Origin of the sequence: Tardiphaga sp. vice154, assembly GCF_007018645.1 — a bacterium.
GTDB lineage: Bacteria > Pseudomonadota > Alphaproteobacteria > Rhizobiales > Xanthobacteraceae > Tardiphaga.
Window position 1 is genome coordinate 696418 of sequence record NZ_CP041399.1, and the last position, 24737, is coordinate 721154.

Annotated in this window: 22 protein-coding genes; 9 read left to right on the top strand and 13 right to left on the bottom strand. The window is 64.4% G+C overall.

Going from position 1 to position 24737, the window contains the following annotated elements; translation table 11 throughout:
• Positions 1 to 12 precede the first annotated feature (12 nt).
• From FIU28_RS03255 to FIU28_RS03265, 3 genes are read right to left on the bottom strand one after another with little or no spacing between them, the layout of a single operon-like run.
• Positions 13 to 1563: an efflux transporter outer membrane subunit gene (locus FIU28_RS03255; protein ID WP_246660848.1), complete on the bottom strand. Its 1551-nt coding sequence runs from the start codon at positions 1561 to 1563 to the stop codon at positions 13 to 15.
• Complete coding sequence (locus FIU28_RS03260; RefSeq protein WP_143571658.1) at positions 1560 to 4715, bottom strand: efflux RND transporter permease subunit; 3156 nt, start codon at positions 4713 to 4715, stop codon at positions 1560 to 1562. The genes FIU28_RS03255 and FIU28_RS03260 overlap by 4 nt, the downstream gene beginning before the upstream one ends.
• 3 nt (positions 4716 to 4718) lie before the next feature.
• Entirely contained in the window at positions 4719 to 5981 is a 1263-nt protein-coding gene (locus FIU28_RS03265) for an efflux RND transporter periplasmic adaptor subunit (protein ID WP_143571659.1), read from the bottom strand.
• 113 nt (positions 5982 to 6094) lie between these two features.
• Here FIU28_RS03265 and FIU28_RS03270 point away from each other — a divergent pair, with 113 nt between their 5' ends.
• Complete coding sequence (locus tag FIU28_RS03270) at positions 6095 to 6772, top strand: TetR/AcrR family transcriptional regulator (protein WP_143571660.1); 678 nt, start codon at positions 6095 to 6097, stop codon at positions 6770 to 6772.
• Between the two features lie 39 nt (positions 6773 to 6811).
• Here the strand turns inward: FIU28_RS03270 and FIU28_RS03275 are convergent, their stop codons facing one another.
• Positions 6812 to 7246: a pyridoxamine 5'-phosphate oxidase family protein gene (locus tag FIU28_RS03275; RefSeq protein ID WP_143571661.1), complete on the bottom strand. Its 435-nt coding sequence runs from the start codon at positions 7244 to 7246 to the stop codon at positions 6812 to 6814.
• 58 nt (positions 7247 to 7304) lie between these two features.
• Complete coding sequence (locus FIU28_RS03280) at positions 7305 to 7718, bottom strand: DUF1810 domain-containing protein (protein ID WP_143571662.1); 414 nt, start codon at positions 7716 to 7718, stop codon at positions 7305 to 7307.
• A 256-nt stretch (positions 7719 to 7974) separates the two neighbouring features.
• On the opposite strand from FIU28_RS03280, the gene FIU28_RS03285 reads away from it, so the two are divergent.
• The 3 genes from FIU28_RS03285 to FIU28_RS03295 all read left to right on the top strand — a co-directional run bounded on the left by FIU28_RS03285 (position 7975) and on the right by FIU28_RS03295 (position 10601).
• Positions 7975 to 8919 carry an ABC transporter substrate-binding protein gene (locus FIU28_RS03285; RefSeq protein ID WP_143571663.1) on the top strand — a complete coding sequence of 315 codons (945 nt, stop codon included), beginning with the start codon at positions 7975 to 7977 and terminating at the stop codon, positions 8917 to 8919.
• A gap of 126 nt (positions 8920 to 9045) precedes the next feature.
• Complete coding sequence (locus FIU28_RS03290; protein ID WP_143571664.1) at positions 9046 to 9819, top strand: ABC transporter permease; 774 nt, start codon at positions 9046 to 9048, stop codon at positions 9817 to 9819.
• Positions 9816 to 10601 carry an ABC transporter ATP-binding protein gene (locus FIU28_RS03295; protein WP_143571665.1) on the top strand — a complete coding sequence of 262 codons (786 nt, stop codon included), beginning with the start codon at positions 9816 to 9818 and terminating at the stop codon, positions 10599 to 10601. The genes FIU28_RS03290 and FIU28_RS03295 overlap by 4 nt, the downstream gene beginning before the upstream one ends.
• Before the next feature lie 83 nt (positions 10602 to 10684).
• Here the strand turns inward: FIU28_RS03295 and FIU28_RS03300 are convergent, their stop codons facing one another.
• The 3 genes from FIU28_RS03300 to FIU28_RS03310 all read right to left on the bottom strand — a co-directional run bounded on the left by FIU28_RS03300 (position 10685) and on the right by FIU28_RS03310 (position 13394).
• Entirely contained in the window at positions 10685 to 12286 is a 1602-nt protein-coding gene (locus FIU28_RS03300) for a response regulator (RefSeq protein ID WP_441351648.1), read from the bottom strand.
• 71 nt (positions 12287 to 12357) lie between these two features.
• The gene (locus FIU28_RS03305; protein WP_143571666.1) at positions 12358 to 12801 is read right to left on the bottom strand and encodes a response regulator; all 444 of its coding nucleotides are present in this window, start codon (positions 12799 to 12801) and stop codon (positions 12358 to 12360) included.
• A gap of 116 nt (positions 12802 to 12917) precedes the next feature.
• On the bottom strand, positions 12918 to 13394 hold the full coding sequence (locus FIU28_RS03310) for a PaaI family thioesterase (protein WP_143571667.1): 477 nt from the start codon (positions 13392 to 13394) through the stop codon (positions 12918 to 12920).
• A gap of 99 nt (positions 13395 to 13493) precedes the next feature.
• Here FIU28_RS03310 and FIU28_RS03315 point away from each other — a divergent pair, with 99 nt between their 5' ends.
• Together FIU28_RS03315 and FIU28_RS03320 are read left to right on the top strand one after the other, a co-directional pair.
• Complete coding sequence (locus FIU28_RS03315; protein ID WP_143571668.1) at positions 13494 to 14120, top strand: NUDIX hydrolase; 627 nt, start codon at positions 13494 to 13496, stop codon at positions 14118 to 14120.
• Positions 14121 to 14367: 247 nt separating this feature from the next.
• On the top strand, positions 14368 to 15495 hold the full coding sequence (locus FIU28_RS03320) for a hypothetical protein (protein ID WP_441351649.1): 1128 nt from the start codon (positions 14368 to 14370) through the stop codon (positions 15493 to 15495).
• A gap of 120 nt (positions 15496 to 15615) precedes the next feature.
• On the opposite strand, the gene FIU28_RS03325 is transcribed toward FIU28_RS03320, so the two are convergent.
• Positions 15616 to 16440 carry a DUF4167 domain-containing protein gene (locus FIU28_RS03325; RefSeq protein WP_143571670.1) on the bottom strand — a complete coding sequence of 275 codons (825 nt, stop codon included), beginning with the start codon at positions 16438 to 16440 and terminating at the stop codon, positions 15616 to 15618.
• A 105-nt stretch (positions 16441 to 16545) separates the two neighbouring features.
• On the opposite strand from FIU28_RS03325, the gene FIU28_RS03330 reads away from it, so the two are divergent.
• A complete protein-coding gene (locus FIU28_RS03330) occupies positions 16546 to 16758 on the top strand; it encodes a hypothetical protein (RefSeq protein WP_143571671.1) in 213 nt (70 codons plus the stop codon).
• A gap of 148 nt (positions 16759 to 16906) precedes the next feature.
• Here FIU28_RS03330 and prmC read toward each other — a convergent pair whose 3' ends face one another.
• From prmC to FIU28_RS03350, 4 genes are all read right to left on the bottom strand, one after another.
• Entirely contained in the window at positions 16907 to 17797 is an 891-nt protein-coding gene (gene prmC / locus FIU28_RS03335; RefSeq protein WP_143571672.1) for a peptide chain release factor N(5)-glutamine methyltransferase, read from the bottom strand.
• Between the two features lie 180 nt (positions 17798 to 17977).
• Entirely contained in the window at positions 17978 to 19060 is a 1083-nt protein-coding gene (prfA, locus tag FIU28_RS03340) for a peptide chain release factor 1 (RefSeq protein ID WP_143571673.1), read from the bottom strand.
• Between the two features lie 67 nt (positions 19061 to 19127).
• Entirely contained in the window at positions 19128 to 21395 is a 2268-nt protein-coding gene (ptsP, locus tag FIU28_RS03345; RefSeq protein ID WP_143571674.1) for a phosphoenolpyruvate--protein phosphotransferase, read from the bottom strand.
• 489 nt (positions 21396 to 21884) lie between these two features.
• Positions 21885 to 23138, bottom strand: coding sequence for an aspartate kinase (locus tag FIU28_RS03350; protein ID WP_143571675.1), 1254 nt, complete (start codon positions 23136 to 23138; stop codon positions 21885 to 21887).
• Positions 23139 to 23294: 156 nt separating this feature from the next.
• On the opposite strand from FIU28_RS03350, the gene FIU28_RS03355 reads away from it, so the two are divergent.
• Together FIU28_RS03355 and ubiG are read left to right on the top strand one after the other, a co-directional pair.
• A complete protein-coding gene (locus tag FIU28_RS03355) occupies positions 23295 to 23762 on the top strand; it encodes a PH domain-containing protein (protein ID WP_143571676.1) in 468 nt (155 codons plus the stop codon).
• 14 nt (positions 23763 to 23776) lie between these two features.
• Positions 23777 to 24535 carry a bifunctional 2-polyprenyl-6-hydroxyphenol methylase/3-demethylubiquinol 3-O-methyltransferase UbiG gene (ubiG, locus tag FIU28_RS03360; RefSeq protein WP_143571677.1) on the top strand — a complete coding sequence of 253 codons (759 nt, stop codon included), beginning with the start codon at positions 23777 to 23779 and terminating at the stop codon, positions 24533 to 24535.
• The last annotated feature ends 202 nt before the right edge of the window (positions 24536 to 24737 follow it).

Sequence of the window (24737 nt, forward strand, 5' to 3'; positions counted from 1 at the left end):
TGCGCTGACCGTCTACGGCGCGGCGAGCTGGCGCAGCGTGCCGGCGCTTTCGCCGGCGACGATGTGCGGCCCGGTATTGACGTCGACGACCGCGGGGATCGAACTGATGATCGCGCCGTCCCAGCCGCCGCCGAGCGCCTTGGCCAGTGCGATGTATGACGTCGCGATCGCCACCCGGCTGATGATCAGGCTGTCTTCGGCGGTGTAGAACGAACGCTCCGCCGTCAGCGCTTCGAGGAAGCTGGTCGAGCCGGACGTATAGAGCGCGCGCGACAGCCGCGTCGCCTCGCCGTAGCGCCGCGCCGCCTCGCTCAGGCGCTGGATCTTGATGCGCTCCTGCGCCATCGAGACCAGCGCGTTCTCGACATCCTCCAGCGCGGTCAGCACCGATGAACGCCATGCCAGGTAATACTGGTCGCGCTGGGCGCCGGCGATATCCACCGCGGCGCGCAGCTTGCCGCCGTTGAAAATCGGCACGGAGAGGCTCGGTCCGACCGACCAGCCGATCGTGGACGCCTTGCCGAGGTCGCCGATGTTCAGCGCGGAGGTCGATACCGATCCGGTCAGGCTGACGCTGGGGTAGAGCGCGGCCTCGGCCTGGCCGACCCGGGCGGTGTATTGCGCATATAGCCGTTCCGCCTTGCGCACGTCCGGTCGCAGGATCAGCACGTCGGCGGGAATTCCCGTCGGCAGAGGCAGCCGCGGCGCGGGAATTTTCGCGACGCGCTTGAATGGCAGCGCCAGCGCGGTCGGTTCGCGGCCGAGCAGCACGCCGATGCGGTGCACCGCTTCGGCATAGCTGACTTCGTAGGTCGGGATGTAGGATTCGGTGGTCGCGGCGAGGCCCGCGGCATTGGCGGCGTCAACGGCCGAGGACGAACCGGCCTCGAATTTCTGCTGCGTCAGCAGCGCGGTCTGGCGCTGCGAGGCGGCGGTGCGGCGGGCCAGCGCGATCCGCGCCTGGTAGCCGCGCATCTCGACGTAATAGGCGGCGACGTCGCCGACCAGCGTCAGCAGCGTCGCGCGCAAATCGTCCTCGGCGGCATCGACGCCATAGGTCGCGGCTTCCACGGCGCGTTTGTTGCCGCCGAACAGGTCGAGCTCCCAGCTCGAATCGAAGCCGGCCTGATGCAGATTATAGGTGAACGGTGTTGCGCCGGCGCCGGCAGTACTGCCTGACGTGGCGGTGCTGGTGCCCGTCTGGTTATAGGTGCTGGAGCCGAAGCCATCGACCAGCGGCAACAGCGCGCCGATCGCCTGCCGCCGCGTCGCGCGGGCCTCGCGAATGCGCGCCTTGGCGGAGGCGACGTCGAGATTGCCTTCGACGGCCTCCTCGATCAGCCTGTTGAGCGTGGGGTCGCCGAGCCTGTTCCACCAATGCGCCAGCGACACCGGTCGGGTCACGGCGCTTGGCTTGGCATTGCCCCACTGCGTCGGCAGCGCGATCGGCGCGCCGAAATAGTCCGGGCCGACGGCGCAGGCGGACAGAGTGGTGCCGACCATCAGCAGGGCGCCGAGGCGTGTCGCCAGCGAGCGGCGGGAGGCGTTGGACGGATGGCTCATGGGGACACCGAGGGTGAAGCCGGCTTGATCTCGGCGGTTGCGTCAGTTTTCACGGGTTGTTTGCGCTTGAACAGGCGGCGGACCGCGACGAACAGCAGCGGCACGAAGAAGATGCCTAGCAGAGTCGCGGCGATCATGCCGCCCATCACGCCGATGCCGATCGAATTCTGCGCGCCGGAGCCGGCGCCGGAGGCGATCGCCAGCGGCGTGACGCCGAGGATGAAGGCGAACGAGGTCATGATGATCGGCCGCAGCCGCTGCCGCGCGGCATCCAGCGTGGCCTCCACCACGCCCATGCCGGAGGCCTCGCGTTCGATGGCGAATTCGATGATCAAAATCGCGTTTTTCGCGGCTAGGCCGATCGTGGTCAGCAGGCCGACCTTGAAGTAGACGTCGTTGGTCTGACCGAACAGGAACGCGCCGAGCAAGGCGCCGAAGATGCCGATCGGCACCGACAGCATCACCGCCAGTGGGATCGACCAGCTCTCATAGAGCGCGGCGAGGCACAGGAACACCACGACCAGCGAGATCGAATACAGCGACGCCGCCTGGTTGCCGGACAGTCGCTCCTGCGCGGACAGCCCGGTCCATTCATGGCCGTAGCCGGATGGCAGTTCGGTCATCAGGCGGTCGATCTCGTCCATGCCGGCGCCGGAGCTGATGCCCGCGGCCGACTCGCCCTGGATTTCCACGGCGGAGGAGCCGTTGAAACGTTCGAGCCGCGGCGAGCCGAAGGTCCAGTGCCCGGAGGCGAAGGCGGAGAACGGCACCGTCACGCCCGACGCATTGCGGACGAACCAGCGGCCGATGTCGTCCGGCTGCATGCGAAAGTCCTTGTCGCCCTGCAAATAGACTTTCTTGACGCGGCCGCGGTCGATGAAGTCGTTGACATAGCTCGAGCCCCACGCAGTCGACAGCGTGGTGTTGACGTCGTCCAGCGACACGCCGAGCGCGCTGGCCTTCTCCTGGTCGATCTCGACCGAGTATTGCGGCTCGTCTTCCTGGCCGTTCGGACGGGTATTGGCGATCTGCTTGCTCTGCCCCGCGGCGGCCAGCAACTTGTTGCGGGTCTCGATCAGCGCGGCATGGCCGGCGCCGTTGATGTCCTGCAAATAGAAGCTGAAGCCGTTGGAATTGCCCATGCCCTGGATTGCGGGTGGCGCCAGCGCGAAGACGCGGGCGTCCTTGATCTTCGAAAAGAACGCCATCGCGCGGCCGGCAATCGCCGGCGCCGTCGAGGCCGCGCCCTTGCGCTCGTCGAACGGCTTGAGCTGGATGAAGGCGATGCCGATGTTCTGCCCGGCGCCGCCGAAGCCGAAACCGGCCGAGGCGAAGATGCCCTGCACGGCGTCCTTTTCGTTCTGGGTGTAGAAGTCCGTCACCTGCTTCAGGACGCGCAAGGTGCGGTCCTGGGTGGCACCGACCGGCAACTGTACGGTGGTGAGCAGGATGCCCTGGTCCTCCTGCGGCAGGAACGAACTCGGCAGCCGCGCGAACATCACGCCGGTGGCGACCGTGATCGCCACGAACAGCATCAGAAAGCGCTTCGATCGCGAGATCAGGCCTGCGGTGCCGTTGCGGTAGGCATGTGAGCTGCGGGCGAAGGTGCGGTTGAACCAGCCGAAGAAGCCTTTCTTCACGGCGTGTTTCTCGGGCTTCTTCAGCAGCGTGGCGCACAGTGCGGGCGTCAGGATGATGGCGACGATCACCGACAGCACCATCGCCGAGACGATGGTCACCGAGAACTGCCGGTAGATCACGCCGACCGCACCGCCGAAGAACGCCATCGGGATGAACACGGCGGACAACACCGTGGCGATGCCTACCAGCGCGCCGGTGATCTCGTCCATCGATTTGCGAGTCGCTTCCTTGGGCGACAGGTCTTCCTCTTCCATCACGCGCTCGACGTTCTCGACCACGACGATGGCGTCGTCGACCAAGAGGCCGATCGCCAGCACCATCGCGAACATCGTCAGCGTGTTGATGGAATAGCCGAAGATCGCCAGCACGCCGAAGGTGCCGAGCAGCACGACCGGCACTGCTAGCGTCGGGATGATGGTGGCGCGGATGTTCTGCAGGAACGCATACATCACGATGAAGACCAGAACGATCGCCTCGATCAGCGTCTTGACGACGTCCTCGATCGACAGCCGCACGAACGGCGTGGTGTCGTAGGGATACACCACCTCGACGCCCTGCGGGAACGTGGTCGACAGACGCTTGATGGTGGACTGCACGGCCTCGGCGGTGGCGATCGCGTTGGCGCCGGTTGCCAGCGTGATGGCGAGGCCGGCGGCGCTCTTGCCGTTATAGGTGGCGCTGGTGGTGTAGCTCTCGGCGCCGAGTTCGACGGTGGCGACATCGTTGAGTCGCACCAAGGATCCGTTGGTGTCGCTCTTCAGGATGATGCTGCGGAACTGCTCGGGGGTCTGCAATCGGCTGCGTACGGTGATGCTGGCATTGAGCTGCTGGCCGGGGCGAGCCGGCACGCCGCCGAGCTGACCGGCGGAAACCTGCGTGTTCTGCGCCTGGATCGCGGCGGAAACGTCGCTCGGCATCAGGGCATATTTGGCGAGCTTGTCCGGGTCCATCCAGATACGCATCGCATAGCCGGCACCGAACAGCTGCGTCTCGCCGACGCCGGTGACGCGCTTCAGGGTGTCGTTGAGCGTGCTGTTGACGTAGTCGGCGAGGTCGTTGGACGACAATTTGCCGTCGCTGGAGACGAAGCCGATCACCATCAGGAAGCCGGTGGCCGATTTGGTGACCGCAAGCCCCGTAGTCTGCACGATCTGCGGTAGCAGCGCGGTGATCAGCTGCAGCTTGTTCTGCACCTGCATCTGCGCGATGTCGGCATTGGCGCCGCTCTTGAAGGTGATGGTGATGGTGGCGGAGCCGGTCGAGGTCGAGGTCGACGTCATGTAGTCGAGGTTGTCGATGCCAGTCAGGCCCTGCTCGATCACCTTGGTGACCGAGTTTTCTACCGTCTGCGCGTTGGCGCCCGGATAGGTGGCGTTGATCTTGACGGTGGTCGGCGCGATCTGCGGATATTGCGCGATCGACAGCCCGGTCAGCGCGAGCAGGCCGCCCAGCATGATCGTGATGGCGATGACCCAGGCAAAGATCGGGCGGTCGATGAAGAAGCGCGACATCGATCAGTTCCCGCCCGTGGCGGGTGCGGTCTCGCGCGTCGCCAGTCGGGTGCCGGTATCGAGGCTCCCCCGCTTGGTGCCCTTCACTTCGCCGGTGTTGTTGTCGATCGTGACCTCGACGGCCGTGACGGCGGCGCCGGGCTTCACCATCTGCGCGCCCTCGACGATGATGCGGTCGCCATCCTTGACGCCGGACGTGGCCAGCCAGTTGTTGCCGACATTGCTGGAGACCGCGAGTGTGCGTTGTTCGACCTTGCCTTCGGCGGTGATGAACATGCCGGTGGCTTCGCCCTTGGTGTTGCGGGTGATGGCCCGCTGCGGAATGGCAAAGCTGTTCTCGGCGATGCCCTGCTCGATCACGGCGCGGGCGTAGGTGCCCGGCAACAGGATGCGATCGGGGTTGGGAAATTCCGCGCGCAGCGCGAAGGTGCCGGTGGTCTGGCTGACATTCGACTCGGCAAAGGCCATCTTGCCGGTGTGATTATAGGTGGTGCCGTTTTCCAGCTTCAGCTTGACGCTGACATCGGCGCCGTCGAACTTGATGCGCCCTTCGCTGACCGCCTGCCGCCAGTTCAGCAGGTTGGTGCTGGATTCCGTGACATCGACATAGATCGGATCGAGCGTGCGGATGGTTGTCAGCGCGGTGGTCTGGCTGGCCGTCACCAGCGCACCCGGCGTCAGCGACGATCGGTCGATGCGGCCGCTGATCGGCGCCTCGATCCTGGTATAAGCGAGATTGAGACGCGCGGTATCGACGCTGGCATTGTTGGACGCCACATCGGCCTTGGCCTGCGCCAGCGCGGCCACGGAATCGTCGAGGTCCTGCTTGCTGACGGCGTTCTGCTTGATCAGTGTGCGATAGCGCTCGAGCTTGGCTTCGGCATTGGGCACGGCGGCCTCGGCCTTCTGCAAGGCGGCCACGGCGCTGTCGAGCGCGGCCTGGTAGGCGGCGGGATCGATCTGGTACAGCATGTCGCCGGCCTTGACCTCGCTGCCTTCCTTGAACAGCCGCTCCTTGATGATGCCGTTCACCTGCGGGCGGACCTCCGCGACCAGCGAGGCCGTGGTGCGGCCCGGCAGTTCCGACGTGATCGCGATCGATTGCGGGCGCAACGTGACGACGCTGACCTCGGCGCGCGGCGGCGCGCCAGCGTTCTTCGCGGCCTTGTCGCCGCCATCGCCGCATCCGGCCAGCAGCAACAAGGAGAGGCCGGCGATGCAGGCTTTGGCGTATCGGCCGCGGATAAACAGAAAATATGCGGCCATGCGCGGGAGGACCTTGCGATTACAGTACGGTACAGTACTAGTATTGGCCGAAGGCGCCCGGGTCAATCTAGGTTTGATTGCTGTCGGTATCACAAGGCTGTTAGAGTCACGAAATGGACACGAATGCGAAAGCACCCACGGCGATTGCGGTGCCCCGTCACCGCGGACGGCCGAAGCTGGTATCCGACGACACGCAGCGGTCGTTGATCGCCGACGGTGCGCGTCAATTGTTCATTGAAAAGGGCTATGGCCGGACCACGACGGACGACGTTGCCGCACGCTGCAAGATTTCAAAACAGACGTTGTACCGGCTGTTTCCCGGCAAGCCCGCGCTTTTCGCCGCGGTGGTGGACGCGCATCGCTACAGCATGCTGGCGCTGCCGGGCGACTACGACGACTTGCCGATCGATCAGGCCCTGCAGCAGATTTTCCGGATCGACATCGATCCGCAGTCGGAACGCGACAATCTCGCCTTGCTGAGGCTGGTGATGGTGGAATCGCAGCAGCACCCGGAACTCGAGGAACTGCTGTTCCGCTACGGCGCCGAAAAGGCGCGCGCCGATCTCGCGAAATGGCTCAAGGCACGGTGCAAGCGTGAGCGGATCGAACTCCGTGACGCCAACAGCGCGGTCCATATCCTGCTCGACATGATCTTCGGTCCGATGGTGCTCAAGCTCGACGCGGCGGTGGCGCGGAGACGCCCACCGAAACGCCAGGATCATATCCGGCGCTGCATCTCGATCTTCCTGTATGGCATCAGCGGAAACGACAGCGGCCGAAGCAACGCCTGATGGCGAAGGCTTCGGCCGCGAATGATGCGAAAGACGCTGTTACAGCGTCACTTCGCCTTCCTCGGTGCCTTCCCAATAGGTGATGCGCCGGGCCTTCACCTTGATCAGCACGATACCGGGCGTATCGATACCCTTTTCGAACCACTTGTCGAGATCGGGCGTCCAGTGCTTCTCGAAGGCGGCCCTGTCACGGATCAGTTCGGCGTTGCCCTCGACGGCCACGTAGAGCCCGGAGCCGCTGAACCATCCGCCTGGTGCGGAAAATCCGAGCGCCACTTTGGGGTCGGCGGTGATATCGGACACCGCGCGTGCCTGCTCATAGGTGAAGTAATATGACGTGCCGTCATAGCTGACGTCGCCGTTATTGCTCATCGGCCGATTGGCAATTTCGCCATTCTCGGTGTGCGTCGACAGGATCGCGATGTCGATCCCGGCCATCTTGTCGGCGACCTCGGCCAGCGTCTTCTTGTTCATCTCGGTTCTCCATGTTGCGCCGATCAACGGCGCCGAAGCCCGCCGGTTCCCGTGAAGCTCAAAGTCGCTCGAGCGTCGCCGGGTCGCGCTGGCCGCCATAGAACCGCGCCAGCGCCTCGTCGAACATGCCGTCCGCGGCGACGGCATCGAACAGCGTCATGCACGATCGAAACTTGATATCGTCCGGCGAGCCGAAGATGGCGTTGGCGGTGCTGTCGGACACGGCGAGAACGGCCTGCGTGCACTCGCGCAGCCGCGGGCCCAGAACATCATGCGCGACGTAGGCCTTTGCTTCGTCACGCGATGCGACCGCGTAATGCCGCGCCATCGCACTGTGGCCGAGGCCGGCGATCTGCGGAAACACGAACCACATCCAGTGAGTACGCTTGCGGCCGGCGCGCAATTCACCGAGCGCGGTGGCGTATATGTCCGTCTGGGCCTCGACGAAACGCTGCAGGTCGCCGTCCGTCATGTGAAATCCGTGAAATCCTCAAACAACGCTCGAACGTAGCATGAGATGAATCGTTCCTGCGCAGGGGCAGCAGGCGCCACCCAGGCTGCGCATGCGTGGACCTCCGCCCGCGCCCGGCTTCAGGTCGTCCCGACGGTCGCACGACGGCCGCCCCGGCTTCCGGTGCTGCGACCGAAAGCCTGGAAATTGACTCTGGCGAAACTCCATGCTGCCATGCAATATCATGACAGTATTATTCGGCTGGGGAGACGGCATAATGAAGTTGATTAGCATTTCCGCGGCGGCGATGCTCGCCGCTCTGGTGGCCACGCCGGCGATGGCGCAGACCAAGGTGACCATCGCCATTTCCGGCTGGACCGGTTTCGCCCCGCTGACGCTGGCCAAAGAGGCGGGCATTTTCGCCAGGAATGGCCTCGACGTCACCATCAAGAAAGTCCCGCAGGCCAGCCGTCACCTCGCCATCGCGTCCGGCGACGTACAATGCGCAGCGACCACGGTCGAGACCTGGGTGGTCTGGAATGCCAACGGCGTCGCCACCACGCAGTTGTTCCAGCTCGACAAATCCTATGGCGCCGACGGCATGGCCGTACGCGGCACCACCGGCTCGATCAAGGACCTGAAAGGCAAGACCGTCGCCGCGTCCGCGCCCGGTACCGCGCCATATTTCACGCTGGCCTGGTTTCTGAAGAAGAACGGCATGTCGGTGAAGGACGTCAGCGTCGTCAACATGGAGCCCGGCCCGGCCGCGCAGGCCTTCATCGCCGGGCAGAACGATGCCGCGATGACCTATGAGCCCTATCTCTCCGCGGTGCGCGAGAAGCCTGAAGCCGGCAAGATCATCGCCACCACGCTGGACTACCCGATGATCATGGACACGTTCGGCTGCACGCCGAAATTCATCGCGGATAATGAGGCCGCGGTGAAGGCGCTGACCAAGAGCTATTTCGAGGCCGTTGCCATGATCAAGTCGGATCAGGCGAAGTCTTATGAAATCATGGGCGCCGACGTGAAGCAGTCCGGCGAAAAATTCGGCGCCTCTGCGCAGTACCTGCGCTGGCAGGACCAGGAGCAGAACAAGAAGTTCTTCGCCGGCGAATTCCAGGCTTTCTCCAAGGAAGCCGCCGAACTGCTGCTCGAGATAGGCGTGATCAAGGAAATCCCGGATCTCACCAAGATCGTCGACACGCGGTTCATCCAGTAATCACCGGCCCCATCGCCGTCATTGCGAGCGAAGCGAAGCAATCCAGTTGCTTCGCTTCGCTGCTTTCTGGATTGCTTCGTCGCAAGGGCTCCTCGCAATGACGAATTCACCCGCAGATCATAAATCATGAAACCTCTCGCCCCCGTTTCCTCCTCCGCGCGTGTCGTGCTCGGCATCTCGTTCTTCGTGCTGTTCGTCGCCGCGTGGTCCTATGCGACCTTCGGCGGCTTCGTCTCGAAAACCTTCCTCGCCAACCCTCTCACCATGCTGAATGACGGCTGGTGGCTGCTGACCAAACAGGGCTTCCTGTTCGACATCGGCATGACGATCTGGCGGGTGATCGGCGGCTTCGTGCTGGCGGCGCTGGTCGCGGTGCCGCTCGGCATCCTGATGGGCGCCTACAAGCCGGTCGAAGCCTTCCTCGAGCCCTTCGTATCGTTCGCCCGCTATTTGCCGGCCTCCGCCTTCATTCCGCTGCTGATCCTGTGGGCCGGGATCGGCGAGTTGCAGAAACTGCTGGTGATCTTCATCGGCTCGGTATTCCAGATCATCCTGATGGTCGCGGTCACCGTAGGCAGCGTGCGCCGTGACCTCGTCGAGGCCTCGCTGACGCTCGGCGCGCGTGATGTCGGCGTGCTCCGGCGCGTGCTGATTCCCTCGGCGGCGCCGGGCATCGCCGAGATCCTGCGCCTCGTGCTCGGCTGGGCCTGGACCTATGTCATCGTCGCCGAACTGATCGGCTCGTCCTCGGGCATCGGTCACATGATCATCGACAGCCAGGCGCTGCTGGCGACCGGGCAGATCATCTTCGGAATCATCGTGATCGGTATCATCGGGCTAATCTCGGACTACGCCTTCAAGGCCGCCAACCGCGCGATGTTCCCGTGGAGCGTCCTGTGAGCAAGCTGGTCATCGAGAACGTCTCGCGCATCTTCCCCGCGGTGCGCGGCGGCACGCCCACGCGGGCGCTGGAGCCGGCCAACCTCGCGGTCGCCGACAACGACTTCGTCACCATTCTCGGCCCCTCCGGCTGCGGCAAGTCGACGTTGCTGCGCATGGTGGCCGGGCTGGACACGCCGACCACCGGCCACATCCTGCTCGACGGCAAGGCCATTACCGGCCCCGGCGCCGACCGCGGCATGGTGTTCCAGTCCTACACGCTGTTCCCCTGGCTGACGGTGTCGGAGAACATCTCGTTCGGGCTGCGCGAGCGCGGCGTCTCGTTGCGCGAACGCAATGCGATCGCCGCCGAATGGCTCGACAAGGTCGGCCTCACCAGCTTTGCGCATCATTTTCCGAAACAGCTCTCCGGCGGCATGCAGCAGCGTACCGCGATCGCCCGCGCACTCGCCAACAGCCCGAAAATCCTGCTGCTCGACGAGCCGTTCGGCGCGCTCGACAACCAGACCCGCGCCTTGATGCAGGAACTGTTGCTCGGCATCTGGGAGCGCGAGCGCAAGACCGTGATTTTCGTCACCCACGATATCGAGGAGGCGGTGTTTCTCGCCTCCCGCGTGGTGGTGATGTCGGCGCGACCCGGCCGCATCAAGGCCGATGTCGCCGTCGATCTGCCGCATCCGCGGCACTACACGATCAAGACCAGCCCGGAATTCTCGGCATTGAAGGCAAGGTTGACGGAAGAGATCCGCGTCGAGGCCGTGCTGGCCGCAGAAGCGCATTAGACGGTTGACTTATTCTTGAGCTGATCGCCGTCGGCCAAGTTCATCCCACCTCTCCCCGCTGGTGAGAGGTGACCTGAGCGCCGCTACTTCTTGTCCAGCATCTCCCGGATCTTTGCCGCCAGCGTCGCCTGCGGAATCGGTTTTTGCAGCAGCGACACGCCGGCATCCAGTCGCCCGTTGTGCACGATGGCGTTGCGGGAATAGCCGGTCATGAACAGCACCCTCAACCCCGGCTGGCGCTTTTGCATCTCTCCGGCGAACTGGCGGCCGTTCATGCCGGGCATCACGACGTCCGTGAGAAGCAAATCGATCGGCGACGGGTCGCGTTCGAAGTCGGACAGCGCCTGATCGGCATTCGGTGCGAAGCGGATGCGGTAGTCCAGCCCCTCCAGCGTCTCGACCAGGTAGGCGCGCACGTCCGGATCGTCTTCCACCACCATGATGGTCTCATGGCCGCTTCCGCCGATCACCACGCTGTCGGTCTCGATCGCCGCTTCCGCCGTTTTCCGGCTGCGCGGGAGATAGATCTTGATGGTCGTACCGAGGCCTGCCTCGCTGTAGATCTTGACGTGCCCGCCGGACTGCTTGACGAAGCCGTAGACTTGGCTGAGGCCGAGACCGGTGCCGAGGCCCGGTTCCTTGGTCGTGAAGAACGGATCGAAGGCGCGCTCCTGCACCTCCTTCGGCATGCCGGGGCCGGTATCGCTCACGGCAATCTGGACATATTGACCGACCGGCAGATCGGCATGCTGCTGCGCGTAGGCTTCGTCGATGAAGGCGTTGCTGGTCTCGATCGTCAGGCTGCCGCGGTCCGCCATGGCGTCGCGCGCGTTGACGACGAGGTTGAGGATGCCGGCTTCCATCTGACCGGGATCGACCTCGACCTGCCACAGCCCGGCGCCGCCGACGATTTCCAGCTCGATGTTTTCGCTGAGCGTGCGCTGGAAGAAGTCCGACATGCCCTGCAGCAACTGGTTGACATTGATCGGCTTCGGATCGAGCGGCTGGCGTCGTGCGAAGGCCAGCAGGCGCTGCGTCAGGACGATCGCGCGCTGCGCGCCGCCCGCGGCGCTGGCGATCACGCGCCTGAGGCGCGCTTGCGAGCCATCGGTCCAGTTGTTGACGGTGCGTTCGGCGATTTCGAGATTGCCGATGATGATGGTCAGAAGGTTGTTGAAATCATGCGCGACGCCGCCGGTGAGGTGGCCGATCGCTTCCATCTTCTGCGATTGACGCAGCATGTCCTCGGCCTCGCGGCGATAGCGGCCTTCCTCGACCAGCGCCAGTTGGGCTTCGTGCAATTGCGCCGGCGACGGAATCGCCAGCAGCCGCGGCAGCAGCGGCCAAAGGATTGCTGCCGTGATCACGGATGCGACCGCGGTGATCGCCTTGACGATGCCCTGAATTCCGTAGATCGGCACCCACAGCGTGATGATCGAAAGCACATGCGTGAGGCCGCAGGCCATGATGAAGATCGCAAAAGCCCAGAAGATCCAGCCGAACTCCACGTCGCGCCGCCGCATCACGAAGATCGTCAACACCACGGGGATCGAGAAGTAGGCCAGCGCGGTCAAGACATCGGAGCCGACATGCAGCCAGATCAGGCCGGGTTCCCACAACAGGCAGATGCCGTGCGGTGCAAAAAGGGAGGTGTCGAGAAGATTTTGGAAGAAGGCCCACATCATCGTGCTCAATTTTGGAACGGTGTCGAGCAAGCAGCGTGGACGGGAGCCGATGGAGCGTCAACCCGCGTCAGTCAGGCGACGGCCTTGGCCAGGTCACGAAGTGTGGAAATGATCTGATGGGAGAGATAGGGCTTGGCGATAAACACCCCGCCCGCCGGCAGATCGCCGTCGCGCATCTGGAAATGGCCGGACGTTGCCACGATCCGGATTGGCGGCCATCGGTTGGCCACGGCGTGCGCCAGCTTCAGTCCGTTCATCGAACCCGGCATGTCGATATCGGTAAACATGACGGCGATATCCAGACGGGTCTCCAGCAATTTGATCGCTTCGTCGGCGTTCGGTGCTTCCAGAACTTTGAAGCCGGCCTCTTCGATCATTTCGGCAGCGTGCATCCGCAACAGCGTATCGTCTTCGACGACCAGGACCACTGGCCGCGATCTCGTGTTTCCGACGATGTCATTGTCGAGTGATTGCACTCCGCCTTCAGGTTTGGCGTGTGGCTTCGCATAAGTCATTTTTCAAATAGCCTTGGCTTGATATCCGAGCCATCGGCGTGCGCCTTTCGGCAGAAATCTCCGGTGACGTACGCGGGCTAAGGCGTTGAGCGACCGATCGTTCCAGCCGGGGCCGATTAATCGACCGGGTGGTGCCGTGGTATCGTTGTTCGTGCCGGATGCCCGGCATCGGTACGGTCGCGTACAGTCTTGAACACGCCATGCGCGGTGGCGACGACACGGTCGCCGACGCAAACTTCGGTGCTCATGAAGATCAGGCTGCGGGTCGCGCGCAGCGCCTTCGGCCGCGAGATCATCAACTCCCCGATCCGCGCGGCATCGACGAAAAACGTGTCCATCTGTACGGTAGCCAGCGCATCGGCGCCGGACACGGCGCGTGCCGTCATCCCGCAACTACGATCCGCCAACGTCATCAGCACACCGCCCTGTACCACGCCGCGGCGGTTGCGGTGCTTGTCCTGACCGACGATCGCAAACTCATGGTCGGTGCCGACCATGCGGTGCCATACCGGCCCGACCAGATGAATGAAGCCGTCATCGTCCATGATGGACCAGCCGGCTTCCAGCAGCTCGGCATTTATGGCTTCGGTCATGCAATGTCCTTGGGGGAGCGTCGGAACGGGAGCCCGTTCTACAAAGGCCGGGGCAGGGTGCCTAGTGCGGCGGCCGCCGGGCTCGTGTAATCCATTCGCATGACGCATCCATTCACGTCCCATACGCGGCAGATGATTGCGGTCCGCGGTGCCGACTTTGTCCGCGCGGCGGAAGCGCCGCCTTCCGGTCTGAAGCAAGCGGCCGTCGCCATCGTGCTGGTCGAGGCCAGTGATGGCCGCGATACGGCGATGCTGCTGACCTTGCGGGCCTCCGGGCTGCGCGCCCATGGTGGCCAATGGGCCTTGCCGGGTGGCCGCTGCGATCCCGGCGAGACGGTCATCGACGCCGCCCTGCGAGAGCTGCATGAGGAACTCGGCCTGCGGCTGACGCCGGCCGATGTCATCGGCACGCTCGACGACTATCCGACGCGGTCGGGCTACCTCATCACGCCGGTTCTGGCGTGGGCACAGGACAGCCGCAGCCTCCTGCCCAATCCGCACGAGGTCGCCTCGGTACATCGCATCGCGCTGTCCGAGATCGCGCGGACGGAAGCGTTCGATTTCGTGACGATCCCGGAGAGCGAGCGCCGCGTCATCCGATACCGCCATGCCGGCCAGTTCATTCACGCGCCGACGGCGGCGCTGATCTACCAGTTCAGCGAGCTGCTCGCCGGCCGCGACACCCGCGTTGCCGACCTCGAGCAGCCAGTATTCGCCTGGAAATGACCGTGGCCTCCCGGCCCGCGACACGGTGTCGTGGCCGTGCCGGAACTCGTACTGGCAACACATTCTTCACCATGCTGCGCCAAGCTCTTTGAACCAACTTTTCCGGATTGGGCCGGCACGGAGAATCCGTGCGGCCCCATGAATTCGATGCGCGCCGCGCGCCAGCCTGACAGGTCCCATGCTTCATTCGCTTTGTTTACGGCTTGCTTCGGTTTCCCTTGTCCTGCTGCTGACCGCGCCGCAGGCCATGGCTTTCGACGTTTCCACGCTGCCGCCCGGCGTCGTGAATGCGATGGCCCAGCAGGCCTCGCCGCAGGCAATCGCCGATTACCGCCGGAAGCTGCAGGAATATCAGGAGGCCCGCGCGGCCTTCGATGCGGAAGCCGAGCCCTATTGGAGCGCGATCGCCGAGAAGCGCAAGATTCGCAACGCCAAGCGTCGCAGCGGCGAAGCGATCGGCCTAAATGATTACGTGCTGGAGCAGGCGCCGCTGTATGACGGACCGAAGCGCCCGGTCGATCCGCAGCCGGAGCCGGAAGAGCCCAGGGCGCCGCGCAAATCGCTGCCGGTGGTGGCCGATTTCCTGAAAGCTGCAGCCGAGCAATTCCAGTTCCGGCCGCAGCGCCCGGCCAGCGAACTCGAATTCAAGCGTGCCTATGCCCGCGCGGCCATCGAAGCCGGGCTGACCCGGGAGCAGGCGATACGGGTCTATGCGTTCGAGACCGGCGGCAACGGCAATCACGACATGCAGTCCGGTCTCAGCGCCTCGCGTCCGGGGTCGCGCGCGATCTCGACGGCGATCGGCTACAACCAGTTGCTCACCACCAATACGCTGGTGCTGCTGGCGGAGCAGGGCCACCATATCATCAGCGAAATGACCGGCAGGGCGGCGAGCCTGCCGAGCCCGCAGCGCAAGGCAATGGAACAGAAGATCGCGGTGGTGAAGCGGATGGTGGCGTTCTCGCGCTCCATTCCGGGTAATTGGAGCGAGCATGAAAAGCTGGGGCGCACGCCGCAGGGCTGGGCGGTGCATGCGCTGGTGCTGGATGTCGATGTCGGCCCGTTGCTGCAGACCCACAAGCTGTTGACGTCGGTGCATTTCGCCCGGGCGAAGGGATATACAAGGCCGCTGACTGCCGCCGAGCTGGAGATGATGAATCTCACCGGCGACTCGACCGGCCTGGACATGGTGACGATGCCGATTGCGATGCGCGAGCGCGTGCCGACCGCGAATTTCTTCCAGCGCGGCGGCTATGAGCGAAATCCGGTGGCGATCCGCCACAACACGGTGGCCAAGCTGCTGGCGATCACCGACAGCCGGATGGACGCCAACAGCAATCTGCCGGGCGCCAGGGAATTGGCGTCGGCATTTTAATTGCGTCTTCGCTGATAGTCTAAGTAGCCCGGATGACAATCCGGGGCCGGCCTATCCTGTCTGCTCCCGGATTGCGCCGCCGCGCGCTGATGCGCGCGACGACTTCATCCGGGCTACGGATCACGTATTGCCGAAATCATCACCCGGCGTCACCGGCACGGGCGCGGCACCTTCCGGGCGCGGGCCGTGCGGACGACGACGGCGGCGCGGCGGGAAGCGTTCGCCGGCGGCGGCATCGAACGGCACCGGACCGTTCACCACCGGCTGCGGGCCGGTGATGAAGGACGGCAGCCGATCGACGCTGTCGCTGACCGGCATCGCCGGCTGGGGCTGCGGCTGGAATTGCGGCTGCGGTTGCGGCTGGTGCTGCGGACGTTCGGTCCGTTCGCGATGGTTGTTTTCGCGCGGCGCGTTGTTATCGCGGGGCTCACGCTGCTCGCGCGGCTGGTACTGCTGGTTTTCGCGCGGCTGATACGGTTGCTGCTCGCGCGGCGGCTGCGGATCGCGCGGCACGAAGTGCTGCGGCGGCGGCGTCACGAAGCCCGGTTCGGCGCCGAAATTCGAGAACGTCTCGCCGTCATCGTCACCGTCTTCCGAGGCCATCTCGTTCTCGGTGCGCGGCTGCGGCTGGTTCTGCCGGAACTGCTCCTGGGCGGCGGCGATCAGGCGGAAATAGTGTTCGGCGTGCTGATAGTAGTTCTCGGCGGCGACCGGGTCGCCGGAAGAACGCGCGTCGCGCGCCAGCTGGACGTATTTCTCGGCGACATGCGAGGCGGTGCCACGGATCTTGATATCGGGGCCGTTCGATTCGAACACCCGGGTCATCGGGTTCTGGCCGCGCCGATTGTTGTTGCTGTTGCTATTGTTGCTGCCGCCGCCGCTATTGCTGCTGCGGTTGTTGTTATTCCGCATCCGCTTGTTGTTATTATTCTGACCGTTTCTCATGTCTCGCCTTTATTACCGATCCAGGATTGTCGTCGAACGTGAAGTGATTAGAAAATTGTTGAACAGGTTTGCCGGACGCGGGCCGCGCCATGCGCCCGAATCGCCTTGCAGGTCATCGCTGCACCGAAATTGCCGCCCTTCGCGCTCAACAAACACGCGTTCTCCAACCGCCCGCCGATCGCGCTGGCCGGATCCATTCGTTCAACCTGCCGAAACAAGGTCAGGCTTTGCTGCGTGATTTCTGAAGTTCAAGTTCAGGCTTTCGTTCGCTTTGCGGTCGCAAGCAGCGCAGCTTTCTCAGCCATCGCGCTCAAATAGACCTGCCTGTTGGAACCATTACCCGGACGGGCTCTCTAGCGAGAATTTCTGGCGTCCACCACGAATTGCGGGGATAGCCAACCCTGTGCCGATGTTGTGTTCGGAAGGTAGTCTCTCCCCGGCGATATTCCAAGCAGTTTTTGGCGTTTTAGGGGGATTGGCGCGATTTTCGCGCCGAAACGGCACGCCGGATACCTCCCAGATCGGCCTTCGCCGGTCCGCTGAGCTGAAATCCGGTCGCTTGCAGCAAGCTTTCCACATCGTTGCTTTGGTTGTGTCCGACCTCGAACACTAGCCACCCGTCCGGCGCCAGCAGTGCCTCGGCCTGCGGCGCGATGATCCGATAGGCGTCGAGCCCGTCGGCGCCGCCGTCCAGCGCGCGGTGTGGATCATGGTCGCGCACCTCGGTGGCGAGGGTGTCGATTTCGGCGGAGCGGATATAGGGCGGGTTGGAGACGATCAAATCGAGGCCGGGCTGCAAGGCGGCGGCGTAGTCGCAGGTGACGAACGAACTGCGGTCGGCGAAGCCGAGCAGGCCGGCATTGCGGCGCGCCGTCAGCAGGGCTGCGAGATTGATATCGGTGCCGATGCCAGTCGCCTGCGGCAGCTCCGACAGCAGCGCCAGAAGGATCGCCCCGGAGCCGGTGCCGAGATCGGCGATGCGGAGCGGGGCACCACGTCGCCGGTCGGCGTCGATCGCCTCGAGCGCGGCCTCGACGATCGTTTCGGTATCGGGCCGCGGCACCAGCGTGTCGGCGGACAATTGCAGGGGCAGGCCCCAGAATTCCTTGACGCCGAGGATGCGCGCAATCGGTTCGCCGGACATGCGGCGAAGGGCAAAGGCTTGAAGATGCGCGGCCTCTTCTTCAATGAGGATGCGCTTGGCAGCGATCATCAGGCCGGTGAGATCGAGGTTGAGTACGCCACCGACCAGCAGCCGAGCGTCGAGGTCTGCGGACTCCACATCATGCGCGCGCAACTGCGCGGCGAGCTTACGACGGGCGTTTTCGACGCTTTGACCGGTGAGTGAATCAGCCACGCGCACCGCCTTTTCTTCCCTCTCCCCTTGTGGGAGAGGGTGGCCGCGCGATAGCGCGGACGGGTGAGGGGGCGCCGCAAACTCCGAGCCCAGCGATCCCCCTCATCCGTCGCGGACTTCGTCCGCGCCACCTTCTCCCACAAGGGGAGAAGGAAGGAAGAAAGAGAGGCGCTCGCTTGCTCACGCGTTGCCCTGTGCCGCGAGCTGCGCGGCCTGATGCTCGGTCGTCAGTGCCTCGGTCAGTTCGTGCAGCGCTTCGCCGGAGATCACCTGCGGCAGCTTGTAGAGCGTCAGGTTGATGCGGTGGTCGGTGACGCGGCCCTGCGGGAAATTATAGGTCCGTATCCGTTCAGAGCGGTCGCCGGAGCCGACCTTTTCCTTGCGCTCGGCGGAGCGCACCGAATCGATGCGCTGCTGCTCGGCATCGTAGATGCGCGAGCGCAAAATGTTCATCGCCGACGCCCGGTTCTTATGCTGCGAGCGGCTGTCCTGCATCATCACCTGCAGCCCGGTCGGGATATGGGTGATGCGGATCGCCGATTCGGTCTTGTTGACGTGCTGGCCGCCGGCGCCCTGCGCGCGCATCGTCTCGATGCGCAAATCCTCGTCGCGGATCGTGACATCGACTTCCTCGACTTCCGGCAGCACCGCCACGGTCGCCGCCGACGTATGGATGCGGCCCTGGGTCTCGGTATCCGGCACGCGCTGCACGCGGTGCACGCCCGATTCGAATTTCAGCTTGGCGAACGCGCCGCGGCCCTGGATCTCGACGATGATTTCCTTGTAGCCGCCCATCGTGCCTTCGGATTCAGATACCACCTCGACCTTCCAGCCCTGCAGCGCGGCGAAGCGTTCATACATGCGGAACAGGTCGCCGGCGAACAACGACGCCTCGTCGCCGCCGGTGCCGGCACGGATTTCCAGCACCACGTTGCGCTCGTCCATCGCGTCCTTCGGCAACAGCGCGACGCGGATTTCCTGCGCCAATTCCTGCGCGCGCGCTTCCAGCGTCGGGCGCTCGGCCTCCGCCATCTCGCGCATCTCGGCGTCGGTGGTGCTATCTGCAATCATCGCGTCGAGTTCGGCGACTTCCCGGGTGGCGGCGCGATAGGTCTTCACGGCTTCGATCAGCGGGTTGAGCTCGGCGAATTCGCGCGTCAGCTTGACGAAATTCTCGCCGCTCATCTGGCTCTGCAACTGGGATTCGAGCGAGGCATGATGCGCCAGCAGAATGTCGAGTTTGGCTTCGGGCAGGATGGACATGAGCAGGTCTCGGGCAGGTCTCGGAGTCGCGGAAAGGGCAGCGCGGCGGCAAGCGAGTGGAGCTTCGCTACAACGACAGTCCCTCGGCCTCGGCGAATTCCGTCAGCTTCTGGCGGATCGAGACGCTGCCGGAGGGCGCGTCGAGCAGCGGCTTCATCATCGCCTCCGCCCGGGCGGCGTCGAGTTCGAGGATTAGCGCCTTGACTGGGCCGTGCGACGTGGCCGACAGCGACAGCGAGCGATACCCCAATGCAACCAGCGCCAGCGCGCCGATCGGCGTCGATGCCATTTCGCCGCACAGCGACGCATGCTTCTTCGCCGCATTGGCCTTCTGCACGATCTCGCGCAGCGCGCGCAGCATCGGCGCCGACAGCGTGTCGAAGCGCTCTGAAACTTTGGCATTGCCGCGATCGACCGCGAACAGGAACTGGAACAGGTCGTTGGAGCCGACCGAGACGAAGTCGACCTTCGCCAGCAATTCGTCCATCTGGTAGAGCAGCGCCGGCACCTCGACCATGGTGCCGACGTCGATCCGCTCCGGCAGCGAATGGCCATGCTGGCGCAGATAGGTCAGTTCGCGCTCGATGATGCTCTTGGCCTGGTCGAATTCCGCGACTTCGGAAATCATCGGGAACATGATGCGCAGCGCGCGGCCGCCGCCGGCGCGCAGCAGTGCGCGGATCTGGCCGCGCAGCAGTCCGGGGCGATCGAGCCCGAGCCGGATCGCGCGCCAGCCGAGTGCCGGGTTCTCCTCGCTGATGGTCTCCATATAAGGCAGCGCCTTGTCGCCGCCGATATCCAGCGTGCGGAAGGTCACGGGCTTGGGGCCGGCAGCGTCGAGCACGGCGCGATACAACGCCAGCTGGTCGCTGGAGCGCGGCAGACTCTCGCCGACCATGAATTGCAGTTCGGTGCGGAACAGGCCGATGCCGGCCGATCCGGTGTCTTCGATGTGCGGCAGGTCGATGATCAGGCCGGCATTGATCATCAGATCGACCGGCTGGCCGTCGCGGGTGACGCAGGGCCGGTCGCGCAGCGCGGAATACTGCGCCTGGCGGCGGGCGCGAAACCGCACCCGTTCGGCATAGGCGGCTTCGATCTCTTGCGACGGCCGCACATAGATCGAGCCCGAGGTGCCGTCGACGATAATGGCGTCGCCGGGGTCGGCGATGCCCGGCGCGTTGGCCACTTCGCCGATCGCGGGAATGCCGAGGGCGCGCGCCACGATCGAGACGTGCGAATTGGCGGTGCCTTCTTCGAGAACCAGGCCGCGCAGCTTTTTGCGGTCATAATCCAGCAGCGCCGCCGGTCCCATCGAACGCGCGATCAGGATGGCGTTGTCGGGCATCTGGTCGCGCGACGGCGCGTGATCCTGGCCGACCAACTGCCGCATCAGGCGGTGGCCGAGGTCTTCGAGATCATGCAGCCGGTCGCGCAGATATGGATCGGTGGAGCGCAGCATCCGCGCGCGGGTGTCGGACTGCACGCGCTCGACCGCGGCTTCCGCGGTGAGGCCGGTGGCGACGGCTTCGTGCAGACGGTGCGACCAGCCGTGGTCATTGGCGAACATCCGGTAGGCTTCCAGCACGTCGCGGTGCTCGCCGCCCTCGGCGACGTCACCGCGCTCCAGCATGCGGTCGAGATCGGCGCGCAGCTTGGCCAGCGCCGTGTCGAGCCGCTTGATTTCCTTCGGCAGGTCCTCGGCGATGTAATTGGTGATGACGACGCGCGGCTCGTGCAGCACGACGTGGCCGAGCGCGATGCCATCGGAGAGAATCGCGCCGGTTTTGTGGATCGAATGTCGGGCGGCGGGCTCCTCGCCGGGCTGCGCCAGCGCCGACAACTCGCCCGAGGCGATCATCTCGGCCAGCACCATCGCGGTAGTCTGCAGCGCCTCGACTTCTTCCTCGACATAGGTGCGCTTGGCGCGGTTCTGCACCACCAGCACGCCGAGCGTATTGCCGGCGCGCAGGATCGGCACGCCGAGGAAGGAATGGTAAATTTCTTCGCCGGTTTCCGGGCGGAACGAGAATGCCGGATGGCTCTGGGCGTCGTTCAGGTTGAGCGGCGTGGCTTCCGACGACACCAGGCCGACCAGGCCCTCATGGGCGGTCAGCACGGTGCGATGCACGGCGTCGCGGTTCAAGCCTTCGGTGGCGTAGAGTTCCAGGGTATTGTCGACGCGCAGCACATAGGTCGAGCAGACCTCCGCCACCATATTGGCAGCGATCAGCACCACGATCTTGTCGAGCCGCTCCTGGGCGGAGACCTGCTCCGCCATGGTTTCGCGGAGCCGTCTCAGCAGGACGCGGGGGCCACCCGACGTGCTCCGCATGTGCCGAACCTCTCCCCGCAGGGCCGGCGTCGAAGGAATTTTCGTGCGCCAGCACTAAGCCTCAGAAAACAATAGAATTTTCACCATCACACCGCAACCGGCGTGAAAGCCCGACCGGATCAGGGTTCTTGAGACGGCGCCCATGGTCGCTATGGCCGCCGATAAGGGGCGTATAGCGAATTGAAGCTTGCTTTGCCAAGCAAAACGCCGGGTATGGTTTGGGGAGTGTCTAGAGCGACTGGAATTCGCCCGCACCCACCGTCCTCATGGTGAGGAGCGCGCCCGTTGGCGCGCGTCTCGAACCATGGGAGCTTGGCGCCATCCTTCGAGACGCGGTCGAAGACGACCGCTCCTCAGGATGAGGGAGAGCTTGTGGAGATGGACAAGCCCGTCATGGCCGGGCTCGTCCGGCCATTCACGATGTTCCGCGCGGCTGTGGATGCCCGGCACAAGGCCGGGCATGACGACCTTCTGGAGACGTGCCGGTCTTTACGCCTTGTCCAGCCCGTACAGCGTGTGCAGCGTGCGGACCGCCAGTTCGGTGTAGGCGGCGTCGATCAGCACCGAGAACTTGATTTCGGACGTGGTGATCGCCCGGATGTTGATCTTGCGCTCGGACAACGCCGCAAAGGCCTCCGCGGCGACGCCGGCGTGGCTGCGCATGCCGGAACCGATCACCGAGACCTTGGCAACGTCGGTGGCGGTGTCGAGCCGCTTGTAGCCGATTGTGGCCTGGGCCGAGGTGATGGTCTCCTTGGCGCGGGCATAGTCGGAGGCCGGCACCGTGAAGGTGAGGTCGGTGGTCTTGCCGTCCTCGGAGACGTTCTGCACGATCATGTCGACGTTGATGTTGGCCTCGGCCAGCGGCACGAAGATCGAGGCGGCGACTCCCGGCTTGTCGTCGATCTGTCGGACCGAAATCTGGGCCTCGTCCTTCGAGAACGCGATGCCTGTGACGACGTGGCTTTCCATGATTTCCTCCTCGCTGCAGATCAGCGTGCCCGGCGGCGTGCCGTGCGGGTCGATGTCTTCGGGTTTGTCGAAACTTGAACGGACGAATATCGGCATGTTGTGCACCATGCCGACCTCGACGGAGCGGACCTGCAGCACCTTGGCGCCCTGCGACGCCAGTTCCAGCATTTCCTCGAACGCCACCTTGTTGAGCCGCTGCGCTTTCGGCACCACGCGCGGATCGGTGGTGTAGACGCCGTCGACGTCGGTGTAGATGTCGCAGCGGTCGGCCTTGATCGCCACCGCGATTGCCACCGCCGAGGTGTCGGAACCGCCGCGGCCTAGCGTGGTGATGCGGCCGGTCTCGGCGTTGATGCCCTGGAAGCCGGCGATCACGGCGACTTCCTTGCGGTCTTGGAAGCGCGAGATGAGCTCGCTGCCGTCGATCTCCAGGATGCGCGCCGAGGCGTGGGCGTCCGAGGTCTTGATCGGGATTTGCCAGCCCTGCCAGGAGCGCGCCTGGATGCCGACCGCCTGCAGCGCGATCGCCAGTAGGCCGGAGGTCACCTGCTCGCCGGAGGCGACGATGGCGTCGTATTCGCGGGCGTCGTGCAGCGGCGAGGCGTCGGTCGCCCAGGCGACCAGCTCGTTGGTCTTGCCGGACATGGCGGAGACCACCACGGCGACGTCATGGCCGGCGTCGACCTCGCGTTTGACGTGCAGCGCGACGTTACGGATGCGGTCGATGTTGGCGACGGACGTACCGCCGAATTTCATAACGAGACGGCCCATGACGAGTGGTGCATTCCCTGGCGACAGTGGGTAAAGATACCGCGCACGAGTGCGCGCAAGCGAGAAGGCGCGTATACCGAGCGGCGCGGGCCGGGGCAAGTCATCCCGGTTCCCAAAAGCGGCGATACGTACCGAGATCAGACATTCAGGACGGCCATGGGGCGCTATATCGACGATATCCTGCAGCCCGGCGAAAAGCTGCTGTATTCCAGCAATTTGCACTGGGTCGTGTATTGGAAAGCGATTCTGGCCTGGATCGTCGCCTGCACCCTGCTGGTGCTGTCGCGCACCACGCTGGAGGAAAACCTGATCCTGTTTTACCTCGCCAGCGCCGCTGTGCTGGCCCTTGCGGCATTATACTGGTCGGCGAGGGCCTGGTTCCTGCGCTGGACGACCGAGACCGACGTGACCAATCTGCGGGTCGTGCACAAGACCGGCTTTATTACCCGAAAGACCTTCGAAATCAGCGTCGACAAGGTCGCCAGCGTCAGCGTCGATCAGAGCATCATGGGACGTATTCTGAACTACGGCGACGTCATCATCGAAAACATGGGCGACGACGAGCAGAAGATCGAGACCATCGCGTCACCTCTCGCATTTCGCAGCAATATTACCGCCCGATAGGACACGGTCCGACCATGACCACCACAACCAATCCCCAGGACGCTTCCGCCTCCTCCGTCGATGCCGCTGAAATCGCGAAGTTTTCAAGGCTGTCGGACGAATGGTGGGACCCCAAGGGCAAGATGGCGCCCTTGCACAAGATCAACCCGTTGCGGCTGAGCTACATCCGCGATGCCGCCTGCCGCAAGTTCGAGCGTAACGTCAAAAGCCTGAACAGCCTGGCCGGGCTGCGCATGCTGGATATCGGCTGCGGCGCCGGCCTTTTGTGCGAACCGTTTGCCCGGCTCGGCGCCGAGGTGATCGGGGTCGATCCCTCCGCTACCAACATTGCGGTCGCGAAACTGCATGCCGAGCGCGCGCAGCTCTCTATCGACTATCGCTGCACCACCGTGGAGGAACTGGATCCGCTTGAGCGCTTCGACATCGTGCTGGCGATGGAAGTCGTCGAGCATGTCGTCGATGTCGGCGCCTTCCTGAATCGTTGCGCGCTGCTGCTGAAGCCCGGCGGGCTGATGGTGGTCTCCACCCTGAACCGCAACTGGAAGAGCTTTGCGCTCGGCATCCTCGCCGCCGAATACGTGCTGCGCTGGCTGCCGCGCGGCACGCACCAGTGGGACAAGTTCGTCACCCCCGCGGAGCTCACGCAGTACCTGGCGCGCAACAAGCTGGCGATCACCGAACAGAGCGGCGTGACCTACAATCCGCTCGCCGATCGCTGGGGCCTGTCGCCCGACATGGACGTCAACTACATGGTGGTCGCGGAAGGCATTTGAGTCGGCGCATCATTCGTCAGGTTTGTTTGCGCCGAAGGCGCGGATCAGACGGGAGTCGCGTGGGTAGTTTTTCTGTCTTCGTGTGCGTCTGCCAAGCCTTGAGCCAAGCGCATCGCGCAAAGGCTTTCCGCCCGAACGGTGAAACGTGCCCATTTCGGTCTGCCGACCATCGGAGGTAGCCGAAGGTTCTGAGCGAATCGGC

Coding starts and splice junctions, on each gene's coding strand:
- FIU28_RS03300 (WP_441351648.1), bottom strand. CDS start 12,286: ATGATGTGGGCCTTCTTCCAAAATCTTCTCGACACCTCCCTTTTTGCA.
- FIU28_RS03305 (WP_143571666.1), bottom strand. CDS start 12,801: ATGACTTATGCGAAGCCACACGCCAAACCTGAAGGCGGAGTGCAATCA.
- FIU28_RS03325 (WP_143571670.1), bottom strand. CDS start 16,440: ATGAGAAACGGTCAGAATAATAACAACAAGCGGATGCGGAATAACAAC.
- prfA (WP_143571673.1), bottom strand. CDS start 19,060: ATGTCCATCCTGCCCGAAGCCAAACTCGACATTCTGCTGGCGCATCAT.
- FIU28_RS03260 (WP_143571658.1), bottom strand. CDS start 4,715: ATGTCGCGCTTCTTCATCGACCGCCCGATCTTTGCCTGGGTCATCGCC.
- FIU28_RS03350 (WP_143571675.1), bottom strand. CDS start 23,138: ATGGGCCGTCTCGTTATGAAATTCGGCGGTACGTCCGTCGCCAACATC.
- FIU28_RS03255 (WP_246660848.1), bottom strand. CDS start 1,563: ATGAGCCATCCGTCCAACGCCTCCCGCCGCTCGCTGGCGACACGCCTC.
- FIU28_RS03315 (WP_143571668.1), top strand. CDS start 13,494: ATGACGCATCCATTCACGTCCCATACGCGGCAGATGATTGCGGTCCGC.
- FIU28_RS03290 (WP_143571664.1), top strand. CDS start 9,046: ATGAAACCTCTCGCCCCCGTTTCCTCCTCCGCGCGTGTCGTGCTCGGC.
- FIU28_RS03320 (WP_441351649.1), top strand. CDS start 14,368: ATGGCTTTCGACGTTTCCACGCTGCCGCCCGGCGTCGTGAATGCGATG.
- FIU28_RS03265 (WP_143571659.1), bottom strand. CDS start 5,981: ATGGCCGCATATTTTCTGTTTATCCGCGGCCGATACGCCAAAGCCTGC.
- FIU28_RS03310 (WP_143571667.1), bottom strand. CDS start 13,394: ATGACCGAAGCCATAAATGCCGAGCTGCTGGAAGCCGGCTGGTCCATC.
- FIU28_RS03270 (WP_143571660.1), top strand. CDS start 6,095: ATGGACACGAATGCGAAAGCACCCACGGCGATTGCGGTGCCCCGTCAC.
- ubiG (WP_143571677.1), top strand. CDS start 23,777: ATGACCACCACAACCAATCCCCAGGACGCTTCCGCCTCCTCCGTCGAT.
- ptsP (WP_143571674.1), bottom strand. CDS start 21,395: ATGCGGAGCACGTCGGGTGGCCCCCGCGTCCTGCTGAGACGGCTCCGC.
- FIU28_RS03355 (WP_143571676.1), top strand. CDS start 23,295: ATGGGGCGCTATATCGACGATATCCTGCAGCCCGGCGAAAAGCTGCTG.
- FIU28_RS03280 (WP_143571662.1), bottom strand. CDS start 7,718: ATGACGGACGGCGACCTGCAGCGTTTCGTCGAGGCCCAGACGGACATA.
- FIU28_RS03275 (WP_143571661.1), bottom strand. CDS start 7,246: ATGAACAAGAAGACGCTGGCCGAGGTCGCCGACAAGATGGCCGGGATC.
- FIU28_RS03285 (WP_143571663.1), top strand. CDS start 7,975: ATGAAGTTGATTAGCATTTCCGCGGCGGCGATGCTCGCCGCTCTGGTG.